Here is a 13,664-nt window from a genome sequence, read left to right as displayed (position 1 = left end):
GGATGTTCCCGCATCAAACCTTAGCGGAGGCGCGGGTATCACAACGCCGCTCCCACCGCCGCGGACCACTACGCGCTTGTCATCGCCAAAGCCGCCGACGGCCGTCTCGCATTGGCCGAACTTCAACCCCGCGAAGGAGCACGCCCATGTCCGACACCGGCCGGTTGCCCGGATGGCTGAAGCCAGCAAACCGCGTGGTGAAGCTCCTGCATCGCCTCGGGGTGCCGCTCGGGACCATCCACATCATCACGATCCCCGGCCGAACCACCGGTGAACCACGATCGACACCTGTCTCACCCCTCACCGTCGACGGACACCGCTTCGTCATCGCCGGACTCGCGAACTCCAGCTGGGCTCAGAACGCCCGCGCCGCGGGCCGCGCCCGACTCACCAGAGGACGCACGTACGAGGACATCGACCTCATCGAAGTCACAGACCCTTCCCTGCGCAAACAGGTCATGACCGCGTTTCCCACCGAAGTGCCCCACGGCGTCCAGTTCTTCATCCGCATCGGACTCGTCAAGAGCGCCGACCCCGCCGACTTCGCCGCCGCCAGCGACAACGTCGCCGTCTTCGAGATCCGCGCCACTGCGGACCCGCCCGCCTTACGGCAGCCCTGAACAACCGAAGGACGTGACGAAACGTGAAGCGGAATATCTAAAAGAGGTCGCGGGCATCGTTGCACCCTGGCTGCGAATCGCACACCGACCTCGGAGTTCACCGGCGCCTGCGAAACCACCCTCACCCCGGCCGACCGGCTGCACGCCGAGTTCTGCCAGCGCACCGGCCGGCTCCATCCGACACTCACCTGGACCACAACGAAGCAACCCTGCCCACCGATCACGGGGACAGGGTTGGATCGTCGACCGAACGGTGGGCGCAAAGGGACTCGAACCCCTGACCCCCTGGGTGTAAACCAAGTGCTCTAACCAACTGAGCTATGCGCCCGCAAAGCTCTGTGCAGCGGCTCACGATATCGGCTCCGCCGCCGTCGGGCCAGTTCTTCCGGGTCGTCCGTTATCGGCGCGAGTCGACGGCGGCACGCGGCAGGGCCGCGAGCAGATCACCGATCGCCCGGGCCTGGCCGATCTGGTTCACCACACTCCAGACGATCGTGTGGTCCGCGTCCAGCACGAACGTGCCTCGCTGGTCACAGCCCATCGCTGGGTCGAAGACGCCATAGGCCGAGCCGATGGCCCCGTGCGGCCAATGATCAGATCCCAGGTCGAAGCCGAGCTGCTGCTGCTCGGCGAAGACCCGGAGCGCGAACATGGCGTCGGTGGACACCGCCAGCAGCCGGGCGCCGGCGTCCTGCAGCCTGGCGGTGTGATCACGCAGCTCACCGAGCTCGGCGGTACAGACGCCGGAGAAGGCGAACGGGAAGAAGACCAGCACCACGGGGGTGCCGCGGAGACCGGACAGGGTGAGATCTTGGCCGTGCTGGTTGCGGGTGGTGAAGTCCGGGGCGGTGGTGCCGATCGCGGGAACCGTCACCGGCGCCCGGTCTTCGGGCGCACCAGCTTGGTCGCTGCCCAGTCGGACGACACCGAGACGCTGTTGGTCTGCGCCAGCCCGGCCGTCACCGCACCTTCCGCGAGGTCCGTGGCGTCGACGTAACCGTCGCGCCCCACCTTCGGGGTCATCAGCCAGATGTAGCCGGACTCGGTGAGGTCGGGAAGGGCGTCCACCAGCCCGTCGACGAGGTCGCCGTCACCGTCGCGCCACCACAGCAGCACGGCGTCAACAGCCTCCACGGCCTCTTCAATCAGCTCGCCGTCGATCGCTTCCTCAACCATGACGCGGACTGCGTCGTCGACGTCCTCATCCCAGCCCAGTTCTTGAACCACCAGGCCCTCAGTCAGACCGAACTTGTTTCCTGCTGCCGAAGTCTTCAGCTCCCCCGGCCCTGCCTGCGAACTCACGCCCCTGCCTCCACTCAGCGCATCTGCACCGCCTGTTCAGATGGGGAGAAGGTCTCTCCCTTGGGGGCAAGCCTGCCAGAGCGGCCTGCGATGGGGAACCCCGCACCGTCAGCTGGGCCCCGTTCGCTCGCGGGCGGGGCACCCAACGGCGCCAACCGGTGTCCGGTCTGCGCCTCTCAGGCCAGAAGTGACAGGATAGGGGTATCCATCATCAGATAGGCCAGCATCACCCACGCTGGGAGCAACGATAGGAGCCTTAATGGCTAAGCCCGGACACCGCCCGGCCATCACCGCGGAAGGTCTGTCGTCCCAGATTCCAGACATCGACGCAGAGGAGACCGCCGAATGGCTGGAGTCCCTGGACGGCGTTTTGGACGACAAGGGCAAGCACCGCGCGCGGTTCATCATGCTGAAGCTGTTGGAGCACGCGCGCGAGCGCCACGTCGGGCTGCCCGCCCTGCGCAGCAGCGACTACATCAACACGATCCCGGCCGAGGCTGAGCCGTGGTTCCCTGGTGACGAGCACATCGAGCGTCGGATCCGGGCGTTCATCCGCTGGAATGCGGCCATCATGGTGTCCAAGGCCAACCGCAAGGGTCTTGAGGTCGGTGGGCACATCGCCACCTATCAGAGTGCGGCCAGCCTGTACGAGGTCGGCTTCAACCACTTCTTCCGTGGCAAGGACCACCCCGGCGGCGGTGACCAGGTCTTCATCCAGGGTCACGCCTCCCCCGGCGTCTACGCCCGCTCCTTCCTCGAAGGCCGGCTCACCAGCGACCACCTCGATGGGTTCCGTCAGGAGGTCTCGCGCGGTCAGGGCAACGGCCTGTCGTCGTACCCGCACCCGCGGCTGATGCCCAACTTCTGGGAGTTCCCCACCGTTTCCATGGGGCTCACCGGCATCAACTCCATCTATCAGGCGCGGTTCAACCGCTACATGCACAACCGTGGCATCGCCGACACGTCACAGCAGCGCACCTGGGCCTTCCTCGGTGACGGTGAGATGGGTGAGCCCGAGTCCCTCGGCGCCATCGGCCTCGCCGCCCGCGAGGAGCTGGACAACCTCACCTGGGTGATCAACTGCAACCTGCAGCAGCTGGACGGGCCGGTGCGTGGCAACGGCAAGATCGTCCAAGAGCTCGAGTCGATCTTCCTCGGCGCCGGCTGGCACGTGATCAAGGTGCTGTGGGGCCGCGACTGGGACCCGCTGCTGGCCGCCGACGCCGACGGTGCCCTGGTGAACAAGATGAACACCACCCCGGACGGTCAGTTCCAGACCTACCTGGTCGAGGATGGGGCGTACATCCGGGAGAACTTCTTCGGCGACCCACGTCTGAAGAAGATGGTCTCCGGCATGACCGACGAGCAGATCCAGCATCTGTCCCGCGGTGGCCACGACTACCGCAAGGTCTACGCCGCGTTCAAGGCAGCGACTGAGCACGTCGGGCAGCCGACGGTGATCCTGGCCCAGACGGTCAAGGGCTGGACCATCGACGCGCTGGAGGGCAAGAACGCCACCCACCAGATGAAGAAGCTCAACACCAACGACCTCAAGGCCTTCCGGGACCGGCTCTATCTGCCGATCAGTGACGACCAGCTCGAGGATCCGTACAACCCGCCGTACTTCCACCCGGGCGAGGACTCCGAGGAGATCCGCTACCTGCAGGAGCGGCGGCGCGCACTCGGCGGCTACCTCCCGGAGCGGCGGGTGAAGCGCAAGGTGTTCACTCTGCCCGGCGACAAGGTGTACGCCCCGCTGATGGAGTCGCCCGGCGAGAAGACCAAGGTGGCCACCACCCAGGCCTTCGTCCGGCTGCTCCGCGACCTGATGCGGGACAAGGAGATCGGCCAGCGGATCGTGCCCATCGCTCCCGATGAGTTCCGCACCTTCGGCATGGACTCGATGTTCCCGACGGCCAAGATCTACAACCCGCACGGCCAGACGTACGAGTCGGTCGACCGCAAGCTGCTGCTGTCCTACAAGGAATCCGAGAAGGGGCAGCTGCTGCACGAGGGCATCTCCGAGGCCGGTGCGATGGGGTCGACGATCGCGGCGGGTTCGGCGTATGCCACGCAGGGCGAGCCGATGATCCCGTTCTACATCTTCTATTCGATGTTCGGGTTCCAGCGGACCGGCGACTCGATCTGGGCCATGGCCGACCAGATGGCCCGTGGCTTCTTGATGGGTGCCACCGCCGGCCGGACGACCCTGACCGGTGAGGGTCTGCAGCACGCTGACGGGCACTCGCCGCTGCTGGCCTCGACCAACCCGGCCGTGGTGCACTACGACCCCGCATTCGGGTTCGAGCTCGCCCACATCATCCGCGACGGACTGCGGCGGATGTACGGCCATGACGATCCCGAGCACCCGGACGGCGAGAACGTCATCTACTACGTGACGATCTACAACGAGCCGGTGCACCAGCCCAGCGCCCCGGCCGACCTGGACGTGAACGGCCTGCTCAAGGGCATCTACCGGTTCGCACCGGCCGAGCCCAACGGCGAGAACGCCCGCGCTCAGCTGCTCGCCTCCGGTGTGGCCATGTCGGCAGCGCTGCAGGCCCAGAAGATCCTGGCCGAGGAGTGGCACGTGTCCGCCGACGTCTGGTCGGTGACCTCGTGGAACGAGCTGCGGCGCGACGCGGTCGATACCGAGCACCACAACCTGATGCACCCGGATGAGGACCGCCGGGTGCCGTTCGTGACCACCGCGCTGGAGGACACGCACGGCCCGGTGATCGCGGTCAGCGACTACATGCGTGCGGTCCAGGACCAGATCGCCCCCTGGGTCCCGAACGCCTGGTGCTCGCTCGGCACCGACGGGTTCGGCTTCGCCGACACCCGCGCTGCGGCGCGGCGATTCTTCCTCGTCGACGCGCAGTCGATCGTGGTGGCAACGCTGCAGACGTTGGCTCGGGACGGGAAGTATGACCCGACCGCGGCCGCCGAGGCGTTCGCCCGCTACTCGTTGGGTGACCCGACCTCGGTCGCCGGGGTGGCCCAGGAGGGCGCCGGGGCCTGAGCGGCACCGACCAGCACCCCGCGAACGACGAAGGCCCGGATCCTCCAGAGGATCCGGGCCTTCTCGGGTGTTCGGGCCGGCTCAGCCGGTGATCACGCCACGCTGCGCAGCGCCGCAATGACGTCGGCCACCGCCTGCGCGTTGCCGGCGACGTGCCAGCGGGTCTCGCCGACCTGCAGCACCTCGGCCACACCGCCGGCACCGATGACCAGAGCGGCCCCGGGATACCAGTCCCAGTCGTTCACGTTGGGCTGCAGGAAGACTCCGTGCCGCCCGCCGGCGACGTACGACAGGTCGATCGAGGCGGAGCCGAGCATCCGCAAGGTGGCAGCTCCGGCCACGGCCGCCTCCCAGCTGGGCCGCGACGGACTGGTCGACATCGACGCCGGATGCAGATAGCTGGTGACCGATACCTCGGCCAGCGGCCGGCGGGTCAGTGGGGCCACCGGAACGCCATTGAGGGTGGTGGGATGGTCCCGGCCGCCCAGCCACAGCTCGTCGACCGCTGGGTAGTACACCGCGCCCAGCACTGAACCCTCGGCGTCGGTCAGACCCACCGCCGAGCACCAGTAGGGCACGCCGGACAAGAAGTTGTAGGTGCCGTCGACGGGGTCGATGAACCAGGTGCGCTCGCCGGGACTGGCCGCACCCTCCTCACCGACCAACCCGTCGTCCGGCCGATCAGCCCGCAGCCGGCTTGCCACCAGCTCCTCAGCGGCCCGGTCGGCATCGGAGACCACGTCGGAGACCGACGTCTTGTATTCGGTCTCCAGGCCCTCGGTCAGCATCTTCTGCGCCAGCATCCCGGCACTTCGAACCAGCTCGGCGGCCAGACTCAGATCATTCACGGACCGAACCCTAGTCGCCCGTCGCAGCGCCTCCGCACCAGGCCAGCAACCGGTCCAGCGGCCAGGTGTTGACCACGCGGTCCGGGTCGAGTCCGAGGCCCTCGGCGCGCTCGCACCCGTAGGCCAGGAAATCCAGCTGGCCGGGCGCGTGCGCGTCGGTGTCGATGGAGAAGACACACCCCATGTCGATCGCCAGCTGCAGCAGCCGGGTCGGCGGGTCCCGTCGCTCGGGTCGGGAGTTGATCTCCACCGCGACCCCGAACGTACGGCACGCCTCGAAGACCACCTCGGCGTCGAAGGTCGACTCCGGCCGGGTGCCGCGGTCCCCCTCGATCAACCGTCCGGTGCAGTGCCCGAGGACGTTCGTGCGCGGGTTGGCGATGGCCCGGACCATCCGGTGGGTCATGGTCTCCGAATCGGAGCGCAGCTTGGAGTGGACGCTGGCCACCACCACGTCCAGCTCGGCGAGCAAGCCGGGATCCTGGTCGAGGTCACCGTCGTCGAGGATGTCGACCTCGATGCCCTGCAGCACGCGGAACGGCGCCATCACCTCGTTCAGATCCGCCACCAGCTCCATCTGCTGCCGCAGCCGCTCGGCGCTGAGTCCGCGGGCCACCTTCAGCCGCGGTGAGTGGTCAGTGATCGCGCAGTACTCGTGGCCGAGCGAGCGGGCCGTCGCCATCATCTCCTCCACCGGGCTGCCCCCGTCGGACCAGGTCGAGTGGCAATGCAGATCGCCGCGCAGCGCCGCTCGCATTGACGTCCCGCCCCGGGCCAGCGGCTCGCGGGCGTCGCGCAGCTGCGCCAGATAGTCCGGCACCGCGCCGGCGACCGCCTGGCTGATCACCAGCGCGGTCTTCGGACCGATTCCCGCCACGGTGTTCCAGCTGCCGTTCGCCGTGTGGGCGGCCCGTTCGGCGTCGGTCAGCGCGGCGACTGCGTCGGCCGCGTTGCGGTACGCCTTGACCCGATGGGTGTCGGAACGGCTGCGCTCAAGCAAGAAGCCGATCTCGCGCAGGGCGCCGACCGGGTCCACGCCGCCGCTCATCTCGGCCCCAGATGACGTTGACTCACCGACTGTCCTTCCTGGTCCGGCCACCTGCGGCCGCACACTAGGCTCACCCTATGGCGGCAACCGTGCGGGGGATCAACAAGTCCCTGCTCCCTTCGGCGAAGACCAGGGCCACCGTCGCCAGACGACTGTCTGCGGTCAGCGGCGCGATGACCACCGCGACCATCGCCGAGATGGAGAACCGGCACCGCTGGTTCCAGCGGCTGGACGCCGAGCACCGGTCCTGGATCACCCTGGTGGCCCAGGCGGGTATCGACGGCTTCGTGAAATGGTTCGCCGAACCGGACCCCGCCGGACCGAGCACCTCCGACGTCTTCGGCTCCGCACCCCGTGAGCTCGCTCGCAAGATCTCGCTGTCGCAGACCGTCGAGCTGGTCCGGACCACCATCGACGTGGTCGAGCACCAGATCGACGAGGTGATGCCGCGCCCGGACCGGCCCATCCTGCACGCGGCGATCGTCCAGTACAGCAGAGAGGTGGCCTTCGCCGCCGCCGAGATCTACGCCCGTGCCGCCGAGGTGCGTGGCGCCTGGGACGCTCGGCTGGAGTCACTGGTGGTGGACGCGGTGCTGCGGGGTGAGACCGACGAGGCGGTGCTGTCGCGCGCCTCGACACTGGGCTGGCGCTCCACCGCCTCGGTCGTGGTCGTGGTGGGCGAGGCGCCCGACACCGACCCGGCCCAGGCTGTCGAGTCGATCCGGCACATCGCCGCGATCGCCGGTGTGGACACCCTGGGCGCCGTCCAGGGCGACCGACTGGTGCTGGTGCTGGGCGGCACCGAGCTGGCCACCGCCGACCATGCGGTCGAGGTGGTCCGCAAGTTCGCCGGCTTCTTCGGCCCCGGGCCGATCGTGGTGGGACCCGCCGTCGACCATCTGATGGAGGCCGCCGTCAGCACCCGGGCCGCACTGGCCGGGTACCGCGCCGCGCCGGCCTGGCCGGAGGCGCCCCGGCCGGTCGGCTCGAACGAGCTGTTGCCCGAACGCGCCCTCTCCGGCGACGGTCATGCCCGCCGCGCCCTGGCGCGCGACCTGTACGACCCGCTGGCGAACGCCGGCGGGGGGCTGCTGGAGACGCTGGTCACCTTTCTGGACCAGGGATCGTCGGTCGAGGGTGCGGCCAGGGCGCTGTTCGTGCACGCCAACACGGTGCGCTACCGGCTACGTCGGATCACCGAGATCAGCGGATATTCCCCCACCGACCCCCGCGATGCGTACGCATTGCGGCTCTCGCTCACGTTGGGGCGATTGATCGGATCTACCAACACCGACACACCGCCCGAGTAGCGCCGACGGGGCCGGGATCGTTGCCGGGGAAGCCAGATTGGTCTCCGGCGGGCCACCCGGAGGTGACGAGCGGTTTGTAGGGTTCCTACAACACCGGGTCGACAGATTCGTCGTGTCCTGCACGACGTGACCGGTCAGGTCACGAAAGAGTAAAGGTGTGCTCGCTATCGTCGCGCCCGGTCAGGGCGCACAGACCCCCGGCTTCCTCGGCCCTTGGCTGACCGAGTCGTCCTTCGCCGATCGCCTCACCTGGCTGTCGGCCGTCTCGGGTCTCGACCTGACGCACTACGGCACGGTCGCCGACGCGGAGACCATCCGCGACACCGCCGTCGCCCAGCCACTGCTGGTGGCTTCCGGCCTGCTGGCGGCCCTCGAGCTCTTCCCGCACCCGACTGATGCCTTCGGCTTCATCGGGGTCACCGCCGGCCACTCCGTCGGCGAGATCACAGCCGCGGCCGGCGTCGGCGTGCTCTCCGCCGAGCAGGCCATGGTCTTCGTCCGGGAGCGGGGACGCGCGATGGCCACCGCCAGCGCTGCCACCCCCACCTCGATGACGGCAGTGATCGGCGGCAACCCGGACGAGGTGCTGGCCTCGATCGCCGCCCACGGGCTGACTGCCGCCAATCACAACGGCAGCGGACAGATCGTGGCCGCCGGCACCGTCGAGCAGCTGGCCGCCTTCGCGGCCACCCCGCCGGCGCGGGCCCGGCTGATCCAGCTGAGCGTCGCGGGCGCCTTCCACACCGTGCACATGCAGCCGGCGGTCGCCCAGCTCGCCACCCTGGCCCGCGCCATCTCCACCCACGACCCACGGACCCGGCTGCTGTCCAACGCCGACGGCCAGGTGGTGCACGACGGCCAGGACGTGCTCAAGCGCCTTGTCGGTCAAGTGGCCTCCCCCGTCCGCTGGGACCTCTGCATGGCGGCCATGGCCGATCTCGGCGTCACCGGTCTGCTCGAGATGCCGCCCGCCGGCACGCTGACCGGCATCGCCAAGCGCAATCTCAAGGGCGTCGAGCTGTTCGCTCTCAACACACCCGACCAGCTCCCGGCGGCGATGGACTTCGTCCAGAAGCACGGCGGCCAGACGCACTCCTCCCCCATCGCCGGAAATCCGACCTGGCGTCTGGTGGTCTCGCCGGGCAAGGGCCAGTTCACCCGGACCGACGACATCGACACCGACTCGGTGCTGCCGCTGAACAGCACCGTCGGCCTGGTGAAGAACTTGCGCGACGAGATCCCGGTCAGCGCGCCGCACGGCGGCATCGTGGTCGAGTGGCTGGTGGAGAACGGCGACCCGGTGGCACCCGGCCAGCCCTTGCTGCGGCTGTACCCGACGGTGGAGAGCCACGATGCCACGGAGGTGTCGCGATGACGCTGACGGTTTCGACCGGGTCCCGGTTCGCCAGCATCCTCGGCTTCGGTGGCTACCGTCCCCGCCGCGTCGTCGACAACGCCGAGATCTGCACCATGATCGACTCCTCCGACGAGTGGATCCGGACCCGGTCCGGCATTCGCGAGCGGCGCTGGGCCAGCGAGGACGAGACCGTCCAGATGATGGGCGTGGCCGCGGCGCGCAAGGCGATCGAGCGAGCCGGCGTGGAGCCGGGCCAGATCGACACCGTCATCGTCTCCACCGTGACGCATCTCTCCCAGACTCCGTCGGTCGCGACCACGATCGCCGCCGAGCTGGGCGCGAAGGGGGCAGCCGCCTTCGACATCTCGGCGGCCTGCGCCGGATTCTGCTATGGGACCGCGATGGCCGACTCGTTCGTCCGGACCGGGGCGGCCAAGTATGTCTTGGTCATCGGGGTGGAGCGGCTCAGTGACATGACCAACACCGGCGACCGGTCCACGGCCTTCATCTTCGCCGACGGCGCAGGTGCCGCGGTCATCGGTCCGAGCACCACCGCGGCCATCGGCCCGGTCGTCTGGGGCTCCGACGGCGAGCAGGCCGGACTGATCACCCAGAGCGAGCCCTGGGACGTGGTGATGGCCGCCGAGCAGCCTCAGTGGCCGGTGCTGCAGATGGACGGCAACCCCGTCTTCAAGTGGGCGTCCTACGCCATGGCCAAGGTCGCCGCCGAGGCGATGGACGTCGCCGGGCTCCTTCCCGAGGATCTCGATGTCTTCGTCCCGCACCAGGCCAACATGCGCATCACCGATGCCATGTTCCGGGCACTCAAGCTGCCGTCGGACGTGGTGGTCGCGCGCGACATCGCCGTCCAGGGCAACACCTCGGCCGCCTCCATCCCGCTGGCCATCGAGGCGCTGCTGGAGTCCGGCCAGGCCCGCAGCGGCCAGACCTGCCTGATCATCGGCTTCGGTGCCGGGCTGGTCTACGCCGCTCAGGTCATCGTCCTCCCCTAGGACCCCCATGCTTCGTCGGGCGAGCGCTGCCGCTCACCCGGCGGGAACAACCCATCCGGGCAGCACTGTTACACACAAGGAAAAGGAGCGCCTTTCATGGCCACCACCGAAGAGATCCGCGCAGACCTGGCTGAGATCGTCAACGAGGTCGCCGGCGTGCCGGCCGACGACGTTCACCTGGACAAGTCGTTCACCGACGACCTGGACGTCGACTCCTTGTCGATGGTGGAGATCATCTACGCCGCCGAGGAGAAGTTCTCGGTCTCGATCCCCGACGAAGAGGCCAAGAACCTCAAGACCGTCGGCGACGCCGTCGCCTACATCGAGCGCGCGGCTTCCTGACACGGCACGGGGCCACCGACACCTCGGTGGCCCCGACCCCGCCCGGCGACGCCGTCGCCAACGCCACACCGTCTGAGCCTGACCCTGAGGAGCACACCCCATGAGTCGCACCCGCGTAGTCGTCACCGGACTCGGCGCCACCACCCCCCTGGGTGGCGACGTCGCCAGCACCTGGGAGGCCATGCTGGCCGGCCGGTCCGGCGTCCGCCGGCTTGAGGAGCCCTGGGTCGAGGAGCTGCCGGTGAAGATCGCGGCCCCTGCCGCCGTCGACCCCACCCAGATCCTGGAGCGGGTCGAGGCCCGGCGGCTGGACCGCTCGGCGCAGCTCGCCGTGGTTGCGGCCATGGAAGCCTGGAAGGACGCCGGGTTGGGTCTCGGCCCCGACAACCCGATCGACCGCGACCGGCTCGGCGTCGTGGTCGCCAGCGGCATCGGCGGCATGACCACCCTGCTGTCGAGCTGGGACACGCTCAAGGAGAAGGGACCGCGCCGGGTCAGCCCGATGGCGATCCCGATGCTGATGGCGAACGCGCCGGCGGCCAACATCAGCCTGCGGCTGGGCGCCACGGCCGGCGTGCACACCCCGGTCTCCGCCTGCGCCTCCAGCAACGAGTCCATCTCGATGGGACTCGACATGCTCCGACTGGGTCGCGCGGACGTGGCCGTGGTCGGCGGCACCGAGGGCGTCATCCACCCGATGACCCTCAGCGCCTTCGGCCAGATGCAGGCGATGAGCCGCCGCAACGACGATCCCGAGCGGGCCTCGCGACCGTGGGACATCGACCGGGACGGCTTCGTGATGGGTGAGGGTGCGGTGATCTTCGTGATCGAGACCCTCGAGCATGCACAGGCCCGCGGCGCGCGGATCTACGGCGAGCTGGCCGGCGCCGGCATCAGTGCCGACGCACACGACATGGTGGCGCCCGAGCCCACCGGTCACGGGCAGGCCAAGGCGATGCGCAAGGCGTTGGTCGAGGGCGACCTCGCCGCCTCCGACATCGTGCATGTCAACGCCCACGCCACGTCGACTCCGGCCGGCGACGCCACCGAAGCCAGCTCGATCCGGCAGGCGCTCGGTGAGGACACCGATGCCATCGTCACCTCGACCAAGTCGATGACCGGGCACCTGCTCGGCGGCGCCGGAGCGCTGGAGTGCATGGCCACCCTGCTCGCCCTGCACCACCGGGTGGTGCCCCCCACCATCAACCTCGACAACCCCGAGCCCGACCTCGGCATCGACATCGCCACCAAGGCCCGCGAGCTTCCCGACGGCGACATCGCCGGCATCAACAACTCCTTCGGCTTCGGCGGACACAACGTCGCGGTGGCCTTCACCAACCAGTACGCCACGGGAGCCTGACATGACCACCACCGCCGACGCCACCCCGAAGCCGGCCCCGGTGAAGGAGAAGCTGCCCCGGGAGCTGGACCCGCGTAATCCCAACTTCCGGTTGCAGTCGCTGATGGACCCGGGCTCGGTGGAGCTGATCACGCCAGACGACGACTCCGGCATGCTCGCGGCGATCGGCACCATCAACGGCTGTCGGGTGGTCGCGTTCTGCTCCGACGCCACCGTGATGGGTGGGGCGATGGGCCTGCAGGGTTGCGACGTGGTGGTGAAGGCGTATGAGCGCGCGATGGCCGACCGGGTCCCCGTCCTGGGCATCTGGCACTCCGGTGGCGCCCGGCTGGCCGAGGGCGTCATCTCGCTGCACGCCGTGGGCAAGATCTTCCACGCCATGACCCAGGCCTCCGGCAAGATCCCGCAGATCTCCATCGTGCTGGGGTTCGCGGCCGGCGGTGCGGCGTACGGTCCGGCGCTGACCGACGTCGTCATCCTGGCGCCCGAGGGCCGGATCTTCGTCACCGGTCCCGACGTGGTCCGCTCCGTCACCGGTGAGGACGTCGACATGCTGCGCCTCGGCGGGCCGGACACCCACGGGCGCCGGTCCGGCGTGGTCCACATCGTCGCCGACGACGAGGCGGACGCGCTCGAGCGCGGCCGCACCCTCACCACCTTGCTCTCGATGCAGGCGACGGTGGCCGACGACGTCCCCGACGTCGACCTGGCCGCGCTGCTGCCACAGTCCCCCCGGCGGGCGTACGACGTGCACCCGTTGATCGACGGGGTGCTGGACGAGGGCACGACGCTGGAGCTGCACGCCCGCTGGGCGCCGAACGTCACCGTCGCACTGGGTCGTCTCGGCGGTCGCACCGTGGGGGTGGTGGCGAACAACCCGCTGCGCCTCGGTGGCTGCCTCGACTCCCTCAGCGCCGAGAAGGCCGCCCGCTTCGTCCGGATGTGCGACACCTTCGGCGTGCCGCTGGTGGTATTGGTCGACGTGCCCGGCTATCTGCCCGGGGTGGGCCAGGAGTGGGACGGCGTGGTCCGCCGCGGCGCCAAGCTGTTGCATGCGTTCGCCGAGGCCGTGGTCCCGCGCGTCACGCTGGTGACTCGCAAGGCCTACGGCGGCGCCTACATCGCCATGAACTCCCGCTCGCTGGGGGCCACCAAGGTCTTCGCCTGGCCGGGGGCGGAGGTCGCGGTGATGGGTCCGGTGGCCGCTGTGCGCGTCCTGCACCGCCGCAAGCTGGCTGCCGTGGCCGACGACGTACGACCGCAGGTCGAGGCCGAGCTCGCCGCCGAGCACGAGCGGATCGCGGGCGGCGTGGCGAAGGCCGTCGAGATCGGCGTGGTGGACCAGATCGTGTCCCCGGCCGTGACACGGTCAGCTCTCGCGCGCGCCGTCGCCGAGGCCGACAGCGGCAAGCGAGGCGAGCACACCAATATTCCCCTGTGAG

12 protein-coding genes and 1 tRNA gene are annotated in these 13,664 nt (G+C 69.2%); 8 read left to right on the top strand and 5 right to left on the bottom strand.

Annotation, left to right across the window (positions count from 1 at the left end; translation table 11 throughout):
* Positions 1-146: 146 nt before the first annotated feature.
* Positions 147-620 carry a nitroreductase/quinone reductase family protein gene (locus tag AC1XX3_RS11385; protein WP_483321241.1) on the top strand — a complete coding sequence of 158 codons (474 nt, stop codon included), beginning with the start codon at positions 147-149 and terminating at the stop codon, positions 618-620.
* A gap of 254 nt (positions 621-874) precedes the next feature.
* On the opposite strand, the gene AC1XX3_RS11380 is transcribed toward AC1XX3_RS11385, so the two are convergent.
* The 3 genes from AC1XX3_RS11380 to AC1XX3_RS11370 form a co-directional block, all read right to left on the bottom strand.
* Positions 875-948: transfer RNA gene (locus AC1XX3_RS11380), tRNA-Val, on the bottom strand.
* Between the two features lie 69 nt (positions 949-1,017).
* Positions 1,018-1,494 carry a peroxiredoxin gene (locus AC1XX3_RS11375; RefSeq protein ID WP_483321240.1) on the bottom strand — a complete coding sequence of 159 codons (477 nt, stop codon included), beginning with the start codon at positions 1,492-1,494 and terminating at the stop codon, positions 1,018-1,020.
* On the bottom strand, positions 1,491-1,922 hold the full coding sequence (locus tag AC1XX3_RS11370) for a DUF3052 domain-containing protein (protein WP_483321239.1): 432 nt from the start codon (positions 1,920-1,922) through the stop codon (positions 1,491-1,493). The genes AC1XX3_RS11375 and AC1XX3_RS11370 overlap by 4 nt, the downstream gene beginning before the upstream one ends.
* A 259-nt stretch (positions 1,923-2,181) precedes the next feature.
* On the opposite strand from AC1XX3_RS11370, the gene aceE reads away from it, so the two are divergent.
* Positions 2,182-4,944 carry a pyruvate dehydrogenase (acetyl-transferring), homodimeric type gene (aceE, locus tag AC1XX3_RS11365; protein WP_483321238.1) on the top strand — a complete coding sequence of 921 codons (2,763 nt, stop codon included), beginning with the start codon at positions 2,182-2,184 and terminating at the stop codon, positions 4,942-4,944.
* A gap of 92 nt (positions 4,945-5,036) precedes the next feature.
* Here aceE and AC1XX3_RS11360 read toward each other — a convergent pair whose 3' ends face one another.
* Both AC1XX3_RS11360 and AC1XX3_RS11355 read right to left on the bottom strand, forming a co-directional pair.
* Positions 5,037-5,792, bottom strand: a complete 756-nt coding sequence (locus tag AC1XX3_RS11360) for an inositol monophosphatase family protein (RefSeq protein WP_483321237.1) — start codon at positions 5,790-5,792, stop codon at positions 5,037-5,039.
* Positions 5,793-5,802: 10 nt separating this feature from the next.
* Positions 5,803-6,840, bottom strand: coding sequence for a PHP domain-containing protein (locus tag AC1XX3_RS11355; protein ID WP_483321236.1), 1,038 nt, complete (start codon positions 6,838-6,840; stop codon positions 5,803-5,805).
* A 77-nt stretch (positions 6,841-6,917) separates the two neighbouring features.
* Here AC1XX3_RS11355 and AC1XX3_RS11350 point away from each other — a divergent pair, with 77 nt between their 5' ends.
* The 6 genes from AC1XX3_RS11350 to AC1XX3_RS11325 all read left to right on the top strand — a co-directional run bounded on the left by AC1XX3_RS11350 (position 6,918) and on the right by AC1XX3_RS11325 (position 13,663).
* Complete coding sequence (locus tag AC1XX3_RS11350; RefSeq protein WP_483321235.1) at positions 6,918-8,150, top strand: PucR family transcriptional regulator; 1,233 nt, start codon at positions 6,918-6,920, stop codon at positions 8,148-8,150.
* Positions 8,151-8,307: 157 nt separating this feature from the next.
* Entirely contained in the window at positions 8,308-9,525 is a 1,218-nt protein-coding gene (locus AC1XX3_RS11345) for an acyltransferase domain-containing protein (protein ID WP_483321234.1), read from the top strand.
* On the top strand, positions 9,522-10,520 hold the full coding sequence (locus tag AC1XX3_RS11340) for a beta-ketoacyl-ACP synthase III (protein ID WP_483321233.1): 999 nt from the start codon (positions 9,522-9,524) through the stop codon (positions 10,518-10,520). Before AC1XX3_RS11345 ends, AC1XX3_RS11340 begins: the two co-directional genes overlap by 4 nt.
* 96 nt (positions 10,521-10,616) lie before the next feature.
* Positions 10,617-10,862, top strand: coding sequence for an acyl carrier protein (locus tag AC1XX3_RS11335; protein WP_483321232.1), 246 nt, complete (start codon positions 10,617-10,619; stop codon positions 10,860-10,862).
* A gap of 100 nt (positions 10,863-10,962) precedes the next feature.
* On the top strand, positions 10,963-12,222 hold the full coding sequence (locus AC1XX3_RS11330; RefSeq protein WP_483321231.1) for a beta-ketoacyl-[acyl-carrier-protein] synthase family protein: 1,260 nt from the start codon (positions 10,963-10,965) through the stop codon (positions 12,220-12,222).
* A gap of 1 nt (position 12,223) precedes the next feature.
* Positions 12,224-13,663, top strand: coding sequence for an acyl-CoA carboxylase subunit beta (locus AC1XX3_RS11325; protein WP_483321230.1), 1,440 nt, complete (start codon positions 12,224-12,226; stop codon positions 13,661-13,663).
* The last annotated feature ends 1 nt before the right edge of the window (position 13,664 follow it).

Source organism: Microlunatus sp. M237 (assembly GCF_056896895.1).
The sequence above is the reverse complement of the archived record's forward strand: the minus strand, read 5'-3'. Positions and strand labels throughout refer to the sequence as shown.